At 68.3% G+C, this 14,793-nt stretch carries 11 protein-coding genes; 7 read left to right on the top strand and 4 right to left on the bottom strand.

Annotated features, from left to right (window positions below):
- Nucleotides 1-137 precede the first annotated feature (137 nt).
- Nucleotides 138-269, bottom strand: coding sequence for a hypothetical protein (locus tag HG543_RS56610; RefSeq protein ID WP_281404523.1), 132 nt, complete (start codon nt 267-269; stop codon nt 138-140).
- Between the two features lie 74 nt (nt 270-343).
- Between HG543_RS56610 and HG543_RS42025 the strand changes: the two genes are divergently transcribed.
- From HG543_RS42025 to HG543_RS42000, 6 genes are all read left to right on the top strand, one after another.
- A complete protein-coding gene (locus tag HG543_RS42025) occupies nt 344-1,105 on the top strand; it encodes an ABC transporter ATP-binding protein (RefSeq protein ID WP_169350572.1) in 762 nt (253 codons plus the stop codon).
- Nucleotides 1,102-1,899, top strand: coding sequence for an ABC transporter permease (locus HG543_RS42020; RefSeq protein ID WP_169350571.1), 798 nt, complete (start codon nt 1,102-1,104; stop codon nt 1,897-1,899). Before HG543_RS42025 ends, HG543_RS42020 begins: the two co-directional genes overlap by 4 nt.
- 343 nt (nt 1,900-2,242) lie before the next feature.
- Entirely contained in the window at nt 2,243-4,306 is a 2,064-nt protein-coding gene (locus HG543_RS42015; RefSeq protein WP_169350570.1) for a PrkA family serine protein kinase, read from the top strand.
- A 24-nt stretch (nt 4,307-4,330) separates the two neighbouring features.
- On the top strand, nt 4,331-5,440 hold the full coding sequence (locus HG543_RS42010; RefSeq protein WP_169350569.1) for a DUF444 family protein: 1,110 nt from the start codon (nt 4,331-4,333) through the stop codon (nt 5,438-5,440).
- Between the two features lie 33 nt (nt 5,441-5,473).
- Nucleotides 5,474-6,967 carry a SpoVR family protein gene (locus HG543_RS42005; RefSeq protein ID WP_169350568.1) on the top strand — a complete coding sequence of 498 codons (1,494 nt, stop codon included), beginning with the start codon at nt 5,474-5,476 and terminating at the stop codon, nt 6,965-6,967.
- Nucleotides 6,968-7,124: 157 nt separating this feature from the next.
- Nucleotides 7,125-8,321, top strand: a complete 1,197-nt coding sequence (locus tag HG543_RS42000) for a M23 family metallopeptidase (protein WP_169350567.1) — start codon at nt 7,125-7,127, stop codon at nt 8,319-8,321.
- Between the two features lie 52 nt (nt 8,322-8,373).
- Here the strand turns inward: HG543_RS42000 and HG543_RS41995 are convergent, their stop codons facing one another.
- A complete protein-coding gene (locus HG543_RS41995) occupies nt 8,374-8,961 on the bottom strand; it encodes a TIGR02265 family protein (RefSeq protein ID WP_169350566.1) in 588 nt (195 codons plus the stop codon).
- Nucleotides 8,962-9,108: 147 nt separating this feature from the next.
- On the opposite strand from HG543_RS41995, the gene HG543_RS41990 reads away from it, so the two are divergent.
- Nucleotides 9,109-11,613, top strand: coding sequence for a glycogen/starch/alpha-glucan phosphorylase (locus HG543_RS41990; protein WP_171818255.1), 2,505 nt, complete (start codon nt 9,109-9,111; stop codon nt 11,611-11,613).
- Between the two features lie 69 nt (nt 11,614-11,682).
- On the opposite strand, the gene HG543_RS41985 is transcribed toward HG543_RS41990, so the two are convergent.
- Both HG543_RS41985 and HG543_RS41980 read right to left on the bottom strand, forming a co-directional pair.
- Nucleotides 11,683-12,840, bottom strand: coding sequence for a serine/threonine-protein kinase (locus HG543_RS41985; protein WP_169350564.1), 1,158 nt, complete (start codon nt 12,838-12,840; stop codon nt 11,683-11,685).
- Between the two features lie 175 nt (nt 12,841-13,015).
- A partial coding sequence (locus HG543_RS41980; RefSeq protein WP_211194529.1) for a serine/threonine protein kinase occupies nt 13,016-14,793 on the bottom strand: 1,778 nt, incomplete at its 5' end.

The following is a 14,793-nucleotide window of genomic DNA, read 5'->3' as shown; positions in this document are numbered from 1 at the left end:
CCCGGGCTCCGGCCCCGCCCGCGCATCACCGGAGCACCCGTCCCACGCGTCTCGCAGTGCGCCACCGTCGACCTTCCGCGCATCCGGCTTCCGCCCGCCGCCCCCGCGCGCATCACCGGAGCGCCAGTCCTCCGGCCCTACGCGCCATCCAGTGCCCCGCCGCGCGCACCGTCCACCTTCCGCGCATCCGGCGACGCCCGCCCCGCCACGCGCATCACCGGAGCGCCCGTCCCCTGCCCCGCCGCGAGCACCGTCCACCTTTCGCGCATCCGTCAACGCCGCGGCCTCGACATGCCTCCGCCTTTGGAGACACCCCGCGTGATTTCGGCTCCAATGACCGCCCATGCCGGAGGTCGAGGTCGCCGCCCTGGAGAAGACGTACCCGCCGCCCGGCGTCTGGGCACGCCTGCGCCGCCGCGCGTCACCGCCCCGCCCCGCCCTGCGCGGCGTCTCCTTCCACGTGGACGCCGGCGAGGTGGTGGCCCTCATCGGCCCCAACGGCGCGGGCAAGTCCACCCTGCTGCGCATCCTCTGCGGCCTGCTGCTGCCCGACGCCGGCACCGCCCGCGTCGCCTCGCGCGACGTGGTGAAGGACAGGCCGGAGGTCCGCCGTCACGTGGGCGCCGCGCTCAGCGATGACCGGGGCCTCGCCCCGCGCCTGACGTCCCGTCAGAACCTGCGCTTCTACGCCGCGCTCTACGACGTCCCCCGCCGCGAGGTGGACGCGCGCATCGACGAACTCGCCCACGCGCTGGAAGCCCGGCGCCTGATGGACCGCGAGACGCGCACGCTCTCCAGCGGCGAGAAGGCCCGCGTGGTGCTGATGCGCGCCCTGCTCCACCGGCCCCGCGTCCTCCTGCTGGACGAGGTGACGCGCTCGCTGGACCCGGGCGCCGCGCGCCGCGTGCGCACCCGCGTGCTGGCGGACGCGGCCTCGCGTGGCGCCGCCGTCCTCTTCGCCAGCCATGACCTGGCGGAGGTCCAGGCCGTCGCCCACCGCGTCCTGCTCCTCGACCAGGGGCGCATCGCCGCGCAGGGCGCCTTCGCGGACGTACAGCCCGCCGCCGAGTCCCTCTTCGCCGCCGTCGCCGGGGAGGACGCATGAGGCGCCTGCTCGCCTTCCTCCGGCGCGACCTCGAAATCGCCACCGCCTACCGGCTCAACGGCCTGCTCCTGATGGCAGGCGGGCTGTTCACCCTGACGCTCTTCTACTTCCTCGCCCGGACGGTGGGAGAGGCCCCCGCGGTGCGCGGCCGGTACGGAGCGGACTACTACTCGTTCGCGCTGGTGGGGCTCGCCACCGCCACGCTGTTGCGCGGCCTGCAACGCGGCTTCGGCAACGTGGTGCGCGCGGCCCAGAACGACGGCTCGCTGGAGCCCCTGCTCGCCGCGCCCCTGTCCACCTTCCACGTCGTCGCGCTCATGGCCTCCGGTACGATTGCCAGCGCGCTCGTCCGCGCCTGTGGCCTGCTCGTCGCCGGGGCGCTCCTCTTCGGCGCTCGCCTCGACCTCCACCCGCTCACCTTCGCCGTCACACTCGCACTCACCGCGCTCGCCTTCAGCGCGCTGGGCCTGCTGTCCGCCGCCTTCGTGCTCGTCTTCAAGCGCGGAGACCCGTTCGCCTACGCGCTGGACATGCTCAGCTACCTGTTCGCCGGTGTGCTCTACCCGGTGGACGTCCTACCCGGGGCACTTCGGATGGCCGCCCGCCTGCTGCCAGCGACGCACGCACTCCACGGCCTGCGCGCCGCCGCGCTGGAAGGTGCCGGAGTGGAGCGACTCCTCCCCACCTGGGGCGCCCTGCTGGCCTTCAGCGCGGTCCTCTGGCCACTCGCCGCCTGGGCGATTCAGTCCGCGCGTCGACATGTGGAACGAACGGGGACGCTGCCCCACAGCTAGGTAACAGTGCGGCCTCGCCGGGCGCACGGGAAAATACTTCCCGGGCGTTCAATACCGCCCTCGCCAAATGGGGTGGCCTACCCCTGTGGGCGAGGCACCTTATAATCAAAGTGCCTTTTCACCCCGTGGAGGGGGTGCGCCTTCTTTCGGGCGTCCGACCCCCGACACGAGCGTAACGCGCGGTCCCACTCCGCGGCGGGGTCCCGAAGGGGCAGCAGGGCTGTTTGTGCCTGGGACCTCGGTGGGGTGGTTGTGGAATGGCATTCCAGCCCTCCAGGTTCACCATTCTGGCTCCCCTTTGGCGCGGCTCCTCCGCGCCCCGGGGTGGCCCCGAGGGAGAGACATGAGGGACGCTGAGAAGGTTTCGTGGGTCTCCAGGATTGCCGCGCTGCAAGACCAGAAGACCTACGCGGAGCTCAACTGGGATGGGTCGTTCGAGGACTACCTCGAAATCGTCCGGAAGAACCCCAAGGTCACCCGCACCGCCTTCCAGAGGATCTACGACATGATCCTCAGTCACGGGAAGACGGAGTACATCGACAACAAGAAGAAGCTCATCCGCTACCACTTCTTCAGCGACGAGAAGTTCGGCGGCAGGGACGCCATCTTCGGCCTCGACGTCCCGCTGATGAAGCTGGTCAACGTCTTCAAGTCCGCCGCCCAGGGCTACGGCACCGAGAAGCGCGTCATCCTCCTGCACGGCCCCGTCGGCTCGTCCAAGTCCACCATCGCCCGCCTCCTCAAGAAGGGCATGGAGGACTACTCCCGCACGCCCGAGGGCGCCGCCTACACCTTCTCCTGGCTCACCGACAAGAAGCAGTCGGACGGCAGCGTCACCAAGGAGAAGATGAAGTGCCCCATGAATGAGGAGCCGCTCAACCTCATCCCCAGGGAGTGGCGCTCCAAGGTCTACACCGAGCTGTCCCCGCCCGACAGCGGCTACACCATTCCCGACGGCTCCGAGCTGTGCCCCGCCTGCCGCTTCGTCTTCAAGGAGCTGATGACCCAGTACCAGGGCGACTTCGCCAAGGTCGTCAGCCACGTGCGCGTCAACCGCCTCGTCTTCAGCGAGAAGGACCGCGTCGGCATCGGCACCTTCCAGCCCAAGGACGAGAAGAACCAGGACTCCACCGAGCTCACCGGTGACATCAACTACCGGAAGATCGCCGAGTACGGCTCCGACTCCGACCCGCGCGCCTTCAACTTCGACGGCGAGTTCAACATCGCCAACCGCGGCATCATCGAGTTCGTCGAGGTGCTCAAGCTCGACGTCGCCTTCCTCTACGACCTGCTCGGCGCGTCCCAGGAGCACAAGATCAAGCCGAAGAAGTTCCCTCAGACGGACATCGACGAGGTCATCATCGGGCACACCAACGAGCCCGAGTACAAGAAGCTCGAGAACAACGAGTTCATGGAGGCCTTGCGAGACCGTACGGTGAAGATCGACATCCCGTACATCACCAAGCTCTCCGAGGAGGTGAAGATCTACGAGAAGGACTTCAACTCCCGCGCCATCAAGGGCAAGCACATCGCTCCCCACACGCTGGAGATGGCCGCCATGTGGGCCGTCCTCACCCGCCTGGAGGAGCCCAAGAAGCACAACCTCTCGCTCTTGCAGAAGCTCAAGCTCTACAACGGCAAGACGCTCCCCAACTTCACCGAGGACAACATCAAGGAGCTGCGCAAGGAGAGCGTGCGCGAGGGCCTGGAGGGCATCTCCGCCCGCTACATCCAGGACAAGATCTCCAACGCGCTCGTGAGCGACAAGGGCGAGGGCTGCATCAACCCCTTCATGGTCCTCAACGAGCTGGAGGCCGGCCTCAAGACGCACTCGCTCATCAACAGCGAGGACGCCCGCAAGCGCATGAAGGAGCTGCTCACCTCCGTGAAGCAGGAGTACGAGGACATCGTCAAGAACGAGGTCCAGCGCGCCATCTCCGCCGACGAGGACGCCATCGGCAAGCTGTGCGGCAACTACATCGACAACATCAAGGCCTACACCCAGAAGGAGAAGGTCAAGAACAAGTACACCGGCCTGTACGAGGAACCGGATGAGCGCCTCATGCGCTCCATCGAGGAGAAGATCGACATCCCCGACAGCCGCAAGGACGACTTCCGGCGCGAAATCATGAACTACATCGGCGCGCTGGCCGTCGAGGGGAAGACCTTCAACTACCGGACCAACGAGCGGCTCCACAAGGCGCTGGAGCTGAAGCTGTTCGAGGACCAGAAGGACAGCATCAAGCTCAAGAACCTCGTCTCCTCCGTCGTCGACAAGGAGACCCAGGAGAAGATCGACCTGGTGAAGGACCGGATGATGAAGAACTACGGCTACTGCGAGATCTGCTCCACGGACGTCCTCAACTTCGTGGCCAGCATCTTCGCCCGAGGCGACGCGAAGGAGTAACCCCCAGGAGAGAGGCGAGCCGTCGTGACCTTGAAGATCCACCAGGACCACTCCCGCTTCAAACAGATCGTCCGCGGCAAGATCAAAGCCAACCTGCGCAAGTACGTGCAGAAGGGCGAGATGCTCGGGAAGAAGGGGAAGGACGCCATCTCCATCCCCATTCCCTTCATCGACATTCCCCGCTTCAAGTACGGCCACAAGGAGCAGGGCGGCGTCGGGCAGGGAGATGGCGAGGTGGGTCAGCAGCTCGGCCCCGGGGCGGTGGAGCCCGGGGAGGGCCACCAGGCCGGCCAGGGCGAGGGAGACCACGCCCTGGAGGTGGACGTCACCCTCGACGAGCTCGCCCAGATTCTGGGCGAGGAGCTGCAGCTGCCCAACATCGAGCGGCGGCAGAACGAGAAGATCGTCACCCAGAAGATCCGCTACACCGGCATCAACACCACCGGTCCGGAGTCGCTGCGCCACTTCAAGCGCACCTACAAGCAGGCCCTGCGGCGGCAGATCGCCGCGGGGACCTACGACCCGAACCGGCCCATCATCGTCCCCATGCGGGAGGACCGCCGCTACCGCAGCTACAAGCTGCAGAACCTCCCGGAGACCAACGCGGTCATCATCTACATGATGGACGTGTCCGGCTCCATGGGTGACGAGCAGAAGGAGATCGTCCGCATCGAGAGCTTCTGGCTCGATACGTGGCTGCGCCACCAGTACAAGGGCCTGGAGTCGCGCTACATCATCCACGACGCCGTGGCCCGCGAGGTGGACCGCGACACGTTCTTCCACACCCGCGAGTCCGGCGGCACGATGATTTCCAGCGCCTACAAGCTCTGCCGGGACATCATCCTGGCGGACTACCCGAAGAGCGCGTGGAACATCTACCCGTTCCACTTCAGCGACGGTGACAACTGGAGCGCGGACGACACGCGCCAGTGCATCGAGATGCTGCGCAACGACGTGCTGCCCAACGTCAACCAGTTCGCCTACGGGCAGGTGGAGTCGCCCTACGGCAGCGGGCAGTTCATCAAGGACCTGCGCGAGGCGGTGGGGGATTCGCCCAACGTCGCGCTGAGCGAAATCGCTGACAAGGACGCCATCTACGCGTCCATCAAGGACTTCCTCGGCAAGGGCCGCTGACGCGGACTTTGACGCCCACGGAGCTACTGCCCGATGCCCAAGAGCCTGACACCCCGCCTCGCCGCGCTCCGGGACGAAATCCACGGCTACGCCAAGGAGTTCGGTCTCGACTTCTTCGACACCATCTTCGAGATGGTGTCCTACGACGAGATGAACATGGTGGCCGCCTACGGCGGCTTCCCCACGCGCTACCCGCACTGGCGCTGGGGCATGGAGTACGAGCAGCTCGCGAAGGGGTACGAATACGGGCTCAGCAAAATCTATGAGCTCGTCATCAACAACGACCCCTGCTACGCGTACTTGATGGAGAGCAACCCGGAGGTGGACCAGAAGCTCGTCATGGCCCACGTCTACGGGCACTGCGACTTCTTCAAGAACAACTTCTCCTTCCGGCACACCAACCGCCGGATGATTGACGACATGGCCAACCACGCCACCCGCGTGCGCCGGTGGGTGGACAAGATTGGCGTGGAGAAGGTCGAGGACTTCATCGACCGGACGCTGAGCCTCGAGAACCTCATCGACCAGCACTCACCGCACATCCGCCGCAACCCGGACCCCCGGCGCGCGGAGGAAGAGGTGAAGGCCAACGAGCGCGTGGAGGGCTTCAAGGTGGGCCGCGAGTACATGCGCGGCTTCATCAACCCTTCCGAGTTCCTGGACTCGCAGCGCAAGCGCGTGGAGGACGAGAAGCAGCGGGCGAAGAAGTTCCCCGAGCGCCCCCAGCGCGACGTGCTGCTGTTCCTGCTGGAGCATGCGCCGCTGGAGCCGTGGGAGTCGGACATCCTCGCGATTCTCCGCGACGAGGCGTACTACTTCGCGCCACAGGGGCAGACGAAAATCATGAACGAGGGGTGGGCCAGCTACTGGCACTCCACCATCATGACGCGGCGGGCGCTGAAGGACGACGAGATCATCGACTACGCGGACCACCACTCGGGGACGATGGGAACGCGGCCCGGGGCCATCAACCCGTACAAGCTCGGCATCGAGCTGTGGCGGGACATCGAGGACCGGTGGAACAAGGGCAAGTTCGGCAAGGAGTGGGACGAGTGCGATGACCTTCGCGCGCGCCGCAACTGGGACAAGAAGCTGGGCGCCGGGCGAGAGAAGATCTTCGAGGTCCGCAAGCACTACAACGACATCACCTTCATCGACACGTTCCTCACCGCCGAGTTCGCGCAGGAGCAGAAGCTCTTCGTGTATGGCTTCAACGACAAGCGCAACTCGTGGGAGATTTTGGACCGTGAGTTCCGCAAGGTGAAGAGCAAGCTGTTGCAGGGACTCACCAACTTCGGCCAGCCCATCATCGAGGTGGTGGACGGCAACCACGAGAACCGCGGCGAGCTGCTCCTGGCGCACAAGCACGACGGCCAGGACCTCAAGGGCGACTACGCCCGCGAGACGCTGCGCAACCTCCAGTCCCTCTGGCGCCGCCCGGTCTGCATCGTCACCCGGTACGACAACAAGGGCGTCCTGCTCCGCTTCGACGGCACCAACCACACGGAGAAGAAGGTCGAGCTGTAGCCGCCCTTCCGGGTAGGGCCCCGCCCTCCCCAGGGGCGGGTGGCAGAAATTACAGCCCGCCGGGCTCCGAAGCAGGCAGCCGGGCGGGCCCGGGGAATTCTACAGCCATGTGTTGGGCTCGGGCGCGAGTGTCCACTACACTCGGCGGCCGCCCCCCATGCGAATCGCTCCCCTGCTCTGCCTGGCCGCCCTGCTGGTGACTTCCGCATCCGAAGCCGCCACCCGCTACACCATCAAGAACCGTCGCATCGAGCCCCGCCAGACGCTCGCCCAGGCGCTGCATGACGCGCAGCTGCCGGACGCGCAGGTGACGGCCGTCATCGCCGCGCTGGAGGGCGTGTTCGACTTCCGCAAGTCGCGCGTGGGCGACCAGTTCCGGCTCGTCATCCGCGACGGCGAGCTGGACTTCTTCGACTACCGCCAGTCCATGGTGGACGAGTGGCAGGTCCGCCGCGACGGCGAGAAGTACGTCGGCAGCAAGCGCGCCATCGAGGTGGAGAAGCAGGTCTCCGTCGTCACCCTGGACATCAACTCCTCGCTGTACGAGGCGGCCATCGAGGCCGGCGAGGACCCCGCCATCGGCATGGTGCTGGCGGACGTGTTCGCCTGGGACATCGACTTCTACCGCGACGTGCGCAAGGGCGACCGGGCGCGCGCGCTCGTGGAGAAGTTCGTCTCCAAGGGCCGCGTGCTGCGCTACGGCGAGGTGCTGGCGGCCACCTACGCGGGCGGCCTCGTGGGCAACAAGGAGGTCTTCCGCTACGTCCTCCCGGACGGCCAGCCCAACTACTTCACGAAGGAAGGCGCCAGCGCCAAGAAGACCTTCCTCAAGAGCCCGCTGAAGTACGCCCACGTCACCAGCAAGTTCGGCTCGCGCTTCCACCCGGTGCTCAAGTACCTCAAGGCCCACAACGGCGTGGACTACGGCACCCCCATCGGCACCCCGGTGTGGGCGGTGGCGGACGGCACCGTGACGCAGGCGGGCTACGCGGGCGCGGCCGGGAACATGGTCGTCATCCGCCACGCCAACGGCTTCGAGACGCAGTACATGCACCTGTCGCGCTTCGGTGACGGCGTGCGCGCCGGCGCCCGCGTGCGCCAGAAGCAGGTCATCGCCTACTCCGGCAACACCGGCCGCTCCACCGGCCCGCACCTGCACTTCGGCCTCAAGCGCAACGGTGGCTACACCAACCCGCTCAACCAGGTCTTCCCCCGCGCGGACCCGCTGCCCAAGCAGCTCCTGCCGGACTTCCTCGCCAAGGCGCAGGAGCTGTCCTCGCAGATGGAGGCCGTGTCCGTGGCCGCCGTCGCCGGCCAGGCCGCCAACGCCCCCGTCGCCGCCACGCAGCCCTAGGCCGTACCCGGGGGCCGCCAGCGCCCGGCCCCCCCTGGCCCCGCGGGAAGGGCTACCACTCGACCAGGAACTCGGCGTGGTCCAGCGAGAGGGCGGTGCCCGTCACGCGGCTGCCCTCTCCCCCGCCCAGGGCCACGAGCGCGGCCTTGAGGCTGCCCTCGTGGAAGCTCATGGGCAGCATGTCCCCCCGGAAGACGAGCCTCAGCCGGCGGCCCTCCAGCAGCTCGCAGTCATGGGAGCCGTAGCTCACCGCCGTCTTGTACGCATTGGCGGCGTTGGAGAAGGCCCGCTTCGGGTCCTCCCGTCCGGCCAGCCGCACCAGCGTGTTGCCCACGTGGGAGTCGAAGAAGCCGCGCATCGTGGCGGCGCCACAGGCGCGGAAGACGTCGTCCACGGAGTCGTAGAACGGCTCCAGCAGGTCCGCCGCCGCGTAGAGCAGGCGCAGCAGGTCCGCCACCGGGTACGAGAAGAAGTCGGCGGGCTTCTTCGTCCCCACCAGCTCCGTCAGCCGGGCCACGGCCTCACCGCCCGCCCGCTCTTCCACGAGCTGGAAGATGGAGCTGAAGTTGAAGCCGCGCACCGTGTCGTCCGGGCGCGTCAACGCCAGTCGCTGGGCAAGTTCGCTCTTGTCGCTGGGCATGGACGAGAAAGGCTCCCATCAAGGAGTGCAGGCCCGCTGTGCGTGCAGGCGTCTTGTATCAGAGACCCCACGCGACAGTGGAGCCCCCGGCTCCAAACGCGCTAAATGAAAGGTTCCTGGAGGACTCAACAAGAAATGGCTGAATCCATGAGGAACCCGAACCCCGCCACGCAGCCCCGTGCCCCGCAGACCGGCACCGCCGACGACAGCGGCCGCACCGGGCGCGACGCGGCCAGCATGCGCCGCTCCTTCCTCGACCATGTGCGCTACTCGCGCGGCAAGAACTACGAGACCTCCACCGCGCATGACCGCTTCATGGCGCTCTCGCTCGCCGTGCGCGACAGGCTCGCGGACCGCTGGGTGAAGACGGCGCGCACCTACTACGAGCAGGACGTCAAGCGCGCATACTACCTTTCCGCCGAGTACCTGCTGGGTCGCGCGCTGGGCAACAACCTGCTCAACCTCGGCATGTACGACGCCGCCGTCGAGTCCATGCGCGAGGTCGGCGTGGACCTCACCAACCTGCTGGAGATGGAGCCCGACGCCGGCCTGGGCAACGGCGGCCTCGGTCGCCTCGCCGCGTGCTTCCTGGACTCGCTGGCCACGCTGGGCTACCCCGGCATGGGCTACGGCATCCGCTACGAGTTCGGCATCTTCACGCAGGACATCGTCGACGGGTACCAGGTGGAGCGCGCCGACGAGTGGCTCAAGTTCGGCAACCCCTGGGAAATCGTCCGGCCGGAGAAGGCCGTGCCGGTGCGCTTCTTCGGGCGCGTGGAGCACCATCAGGGCCCGGATGGCCGGCCCATCGCCCGCTGGGTGGGTGGGAAGACGGTCATCGGCGTGCCGTACGACACGCCCATCGCCGGCTACCACAACAACACCGTCAACACGCTGCGGCTGTGGCAGGCACGCGCCTCCGAGGAGTTCGACCTGCTGCTGTTCAACGCGGGCGACTACGAGCGCTCGGTGGTGGAGAAGAACGACTCGGAGGTCATCTCCAAGGTCCTCTACCCCAACGACGCCTTCCAGGCCGGCAAGGAGCTGCGCCTCAAGCAGCAGTACTTCTTCGTCGCCTGCTCCATCGCCGACATCGTCCGGCGCTACCTGAAGAACCACTCCGACTTCCGCGAGTTCCCCAAGAAGGCGGCCATCCAGCTCAATGACACGCACCCCGCCATTGGCGTGGCGGAGCTGATGCGCGTGCTGGTGGACGAGAAGCGCCTGTCCTGGGAGGAGGCGTGGGGGATTACGCAGGCGGTGTTCGGCTACACCAACCACACGCTCCTGGCCGAGGCCATGGAGAAGTGGCCGGCGACGCTGTTCGAGCGGCTGCTGCCGCGCCACCTGGAAATCATCTACGAAATCAACCAGCGCTTCCTGCGCCAGGTGCAGATCCGCTACCCGTATGACCAGGAGAAGATGCGGCGGATGAGCCTGGTGGAGGAGGGCCCGGAGAAGAAGATCCGCATGGCCCACCTGGCGGTGGTGGGCAGCCACAGCGTCAACGGCGTGGCCGCGCTGCACACGGACCTGCTGCGCCGGGACGTGCTCACGGACTTCGCGTCCATGTACCCGGAGCGCTTCAACAACAAGACCAACGGCGTGACGCCGCGCCGCTGGCTGGCGTGGTGCAACCCGCGCCTGTCCAAGCTCATCTCGTCGCGCATCGGCGAGGGCTGGGCCACGGACCTGGACCAGCTGCGCAAGCTGGAGCCGCACGCGGAGGACCCTGCGTTCCGCAAGGCCTTCCGCGAGGTGAAGCGCGCCAACAAGGTGGACCTGTCGCAGCACATCCGGGATTTGACGGGCGTCTCGCTCAACCCGGACGCCATCTTCGACGTGCAGATCAAGCGCCTGCACGAGTACAAGCGCCAGCTGCTCAACGCGGTGCACATCGTGGCGCTGTGGATGAAGGCGCGCCGCAACCCGTCCAGCATCGTCCACCCACGGGCGTTCATCTTCGGCGCCAAGGCGGCGCCGGGCTACCACCTGGCGAAGCTGACCATCCGACTCATCAACGGCATCGCCGAGGTGGTCAACAGCGACGCGGGCACCACGGGCCTGCAGGTCATCTTCGCGCCCAACTACCGGGTGAGCCTCGCCGAGCGCATCATCCCCGCGGCGGACGTGTCCGAGCAGATCTCCACCGCCGGCATGGAGGCGTCCGGCACGGGCAACATGAAGCTGATGCTCAACGGCGCGCTCACGCTGGGCACGCTGGACGGCGCCAACGTGGAGATTCGCGACGCGGTGGGCGACGAGAACTTCTTCCTCTTCGGCCTCACGGCGGACGAGGTGATTGCCCGCAAGCGCGACGGCTACCGCCCGCGTGACGAGTACAACCAGCACCTGGAGCTGCGCGAGGCGCTGGACATCATCTCCACCGGCTTCTTCTCGCCGGAGGACAAGAACCTCTTCAAGCCGCTGGTGGACAGCCTCCTGGAGGAGGACCGCTACCTCGTGCTCGCCGACTTCCCGTCGTACATGGCGAAGCAGGAGGACGTGGTGCGCGCCTACCTGGACGCCGACGGCTGGGCGAAGAAGTGCATCATCAACGTCGCGCGCGGCGGCATCTTCTCCTCGGACCGCACCATCAAGCAGTACGCCGAGGAGATCTGGCGCATCCAGAAGACGCCGGTGGAGCTGTAGTCGGTCCGTCCCCTGCGGCGGCCAGTGGAGAACACTGGCCGCCGTGAGCTGGAAGAGGGGTGCGGGCCTTCACGGTCCGGTGCTGACCTCGTCGGGGTGGAGGGCGTCGCGCAGGCCGCTCCGCAGCTCGAAGTCGATGAGCCTCCGCCCCGCGCCCGCCAGCGCTCGCCGCACGGCCTGCGCGGCATCTCCGCGGGAGTACGCCCCCCGCGCCTCGCGCAGCGCGCGCAGCTCCGCCACCAGCGCGTCCGCCGTGGCGTAGCGCCCGGCGGCGTCTGGGTGCAGCAGCTTTTGGAGGACGTCGCGCAGCGGGGGTGACAGGTCCGCCGCCAGGCGCTCGACGTCGTCGGGCTGGAAGGTGGCCGCCTGGAGGGCGACGTGCGGATAGCTCCCCAGTGACAACCCCGCGGAGGTGGCCGCCGCCAGCCCGCGGGCAATGCGCGCCCGCTCCTGCTTCTTCAGCCGCTTCCTCAGCCGGGACTCCAGCACGTCGGGGCGGTTGTAGAGGTTGCGGCCCGTGGCCAGCTCCAACAGCACCGCCCCCAGCGAGAAGAGGTCCGCGCGCGCGTCCATGTCCTCCAGGAAGAGGGCCTCGGGCGCGGCGAAGAAGGGCGCGCCACGCGGGTGCGGAATGGAGGTTCCCTTCCGGTCCGGCAGCCGGGACCAGGCGAGGCCGAAGTCCGTCAGCTTCACCTCGCCGTCCGGCCGCACGCGGACGCGGCCCGGGTGGAGGTCCCGGTGGATGATGCCCAGCGGAACGCCTCGCGCGTCCACGCACGCATGGGCATGCGCGAGCGCCTCCGCCACGTGAATGCCCACGTGGACGATGAACTCCTCGGGAAGCGCGCGGCCCCGGGCCAGCGCCACCGTGACCAGGTCGTCCAGGGACAGGCCGGGCACGTACTCCAGCTCCGCGAACAACGCGCCGGGGACGGCGTGCAGGCCATACACCCGGGCGATGGCTGGATGCTGGAGGTGGCTGGCGAGCCGGACCGATTCCTCCAGGCGCCGTCGCGCCCGCTCCACTTCCGGAGGGAGCGGCGTCTCATCCGGAAGCACCAGCCACTTGAGGAGCCGCGGCTCGTCTATGTCGCCGTGGATGCGCCGCGCCAGCAGCAGGCTCACGCCCCGCGCGTCCTCCCCCAGGTCCCTCGTGAAGCGGACGACGCTGTCGCCTTCGCGCAGCAGGACGTCACCCTCGCTTCCAGCGTCCCTCGTTCCAGCCATGACGTGTGCATTCCTCCCCGCCCGCGTGAATACCCACCACGTCAGGCAGCCAGGAAACTACCCGTCAGGGTATCTGGCCTGGAACGACCTTGGACGTCCCACGGCTTCACTTTCTCGTCCTCGGGCCGGCCCACGCATTCTGGAAAGGGGCTTTACAACGAGCGCGGTCGCCCGCTCAGAAGGAGTCCACCACCTTGAAGACGCTGACACGGCTGACGGCGGGGGCGTCCGGGGTGGAGGCGGCGTTCTTGGGTTGTCCCCGCTCATTATTCAGCACGAGGCAGACGGAGTAGCGCCGCCCGTTGGGCAGCTCCAGCATCGTGTAGTAGCCGAAAACCCGCTCCTTCCCGATGGAGAGCCAGCCGTAGATGAGCGTGTCGTCCGGGAGCGAGGTGCTGTCGAAGACGCGGCTGACGATTTCACCCTCGCGCACGAAGAGCGGGTCGCCCAGGTAGCCAGGCTTGTCCTTGTGCACGTAGATGTTGACCTGACGCCCCTCGTTGAGGCCGAGCTCCCGCATGTCAGCGAACGCCCGCTCGGGACAGGCGGAGCCGGCGGTGGGACGCACCGGCGCGCCGGAGCAGGCCATGGCGGTCGCGGCGCCACAGGCCGCCACGCCGCGCTTGAGGGAGGAGACGAGGCCCGGCTTGCGGACAGACAGGGGAGAGGAAGACGGCATGGGCTGCTCCTGGAGCGAAGGGGGCGGTGGCACGGCGCGCGACGCCCCGGCGGGAGCGTCAGCATCAGGGGCCTCGGGGGGCGGCGCCACTTCGCGGTCGGAGGTGACGGGCGCGCCGTGCGGCGTGGGGACGGGGCCGCGCCGTGCCACCAGGACGCCTCCGGCCAGCCCCGCCACGACCAGCAGCGCCAGCCATGCCCGGGGGCGCGAGGCGTGTCGACGTGAAGGCAGGGCCTCCGCGGCGACCGGCTCCAGCGCTCCAGTTGCAACCTGCCCCATGGTGGGCCGGGGCCCGGGTGCCGGTACTGGCCGCGTCTCCTCGGGCGCGGCCTCGCCTCCAGCCGCGACAGGAGCGGGTGCCACCAGCGGGAGCACGTCGAGTAGCGTCTGTGCCTTCCCCACGGGTTGCGGCGCCGCCGCATCCTCTTCCTCGCGCGGCGCCAGGGATTGAGGGTGGCGACGCCGCAGCCAGCGCTCGGCGGCCCTGTTGGCCCGCGCGTCGATCCGCTGTTGCCTGTCGCGCAGCAGGTCGGCCTCGTCCCCGGGCGCCACGGGCCCCCATTCCTCCTGGCCGGTGGTGGTGCGCGAGTGAGGGCCGGGGCCGGCGTACCACTCGAAGAGCGGCACGTCCCACGCCGCATCCGCCGCCCTCAGCAACGCGCGCACCTCCGCGGCCAGCACCTCCGTGCGAGCCGGGCGCGCCTCGGGCCGGAAGGCCACCAGCCGCATGACGACTGCCGCCAGCGTCTCGGGCACGCGCGGGTTGAGGCGCGACAGCGGCTCTGGCGCCACCGCTCCCGCCTCTTGCTCCGCATCCGCCTCACCCCAGCCCAGTTGCAGCGGCGGGTACTCGTCGGCCAGCAGCCGGTAGAAGGTGACACCCACGGCGTACGCCTCGTCCGCCACTGTGTATGGGTAGCGTCCGCCCCCGCCGCCCAGCGCGCGCGTGCGCCAGGCCATGACGCGGGGGCTGAAATACGCGGGCGTGCCCGGGGGCAGGCGCCCTGTGCGGGTGAGCGGGGCAGCCTGGGGGTAGATGCCCGCCCCCCAGTCCAGCACCACCAGCCGCCCGTCCCCGCGCACCAGCACGTTGCCACCCTTGAAGTCGCGGTGCAGCACGCCCCGCGCATGCGCGGCCGCCAGCGCCTCGGCCACCTGTAGGAGCAGCCCAGCCACCTGGCGCGCGGTGGGGTTGCGCAGCCAGACCCAACGGTAGAGGCCCTCGCCGTGCACGTACTCCAGCACCAGGTAGGGGTAGCCCACCCCCCTCCACC

Source organism: Pyxidicoccus fallax (assembly GCF_012933655.1).
Classification (GTDB): domain Bacteria; phylum Myxococcota; class Myxococcia; order Myxococcales; family Myxococcaceae; genus Myxococcus; species Myxococcus fallax.
The sequence above is the reverse complement of the archived record's forward strand: the minus strand, read 5'-3'. Positions and strand labels throughout refer to the sequence as shown.

Bases quoted from the DNA above. Each gene is read 5' to 3' on its own strand.
- HG543_RS56610 (WP_281404523.1), bottom strand. From the start codon at position 269: ATGCGCGAAAGGTGGACGGTGCTCGCGGCGGGGCAGGGGACGGGCGCT.
- HG543_RS42025 (WP_169350572.1), top strand. From the start codon at position 344: ATGCCGGAGGTCGAGGTCGCCGCCCTGGAGAAGACGTACCCGCCGCCC.
- HG543_RS42020 (WP_169350571.1), top strand. From the start codon at position 1,102: ATGAGGCGCCTGCTCGCCTTCCTCCGGCGCGACCTCGAAATCGCCACC.
- HG543_RS42015 (WP_169350570.1), top strand. From the start codon at position 2,243: ATGAGGGACGCTGAGAAGGTTTCGTGGGTCTCCAGGATTGCCGCGCTG.
- HG543_RS42005 (WP_169350568.1), top strand. From the start codon at position 5,474: ATGCCCAAGAGCCTGACACCCCGCCTCGCCGCGCTCCGGGACGAAATC.
- HG543_RS42000 (WP_169350567.1), top strand. From the start codon at position 7,125: ATGCGAATCGCTCCCCTGCTCTGCCTGGCCGCCCTGCTGGTGACTTCC.
- HG543_RS41995 (WP_169350566.1), bottom strand. From the start codon at position 8,961: ATGCCCAGCGACAAGAGCGAACTTGCCCAGCGACTGGCGTTGACGCGC.
- HG543_RS41990 (WP_171818255.1), top strand. From the start codon at position 9,109: ATGAGGAACCCGAACCCCGCCACGCAGCCCCGTGCCCCGCAGACCGGC.
- HG543_RS41985 (WP_169350564.1), bottom strand. From the start codon at position 12,840: ATGGCTGGAACGAGGGACGCTGGAAGCGAGGGTGACGTCCTGCTGCGC.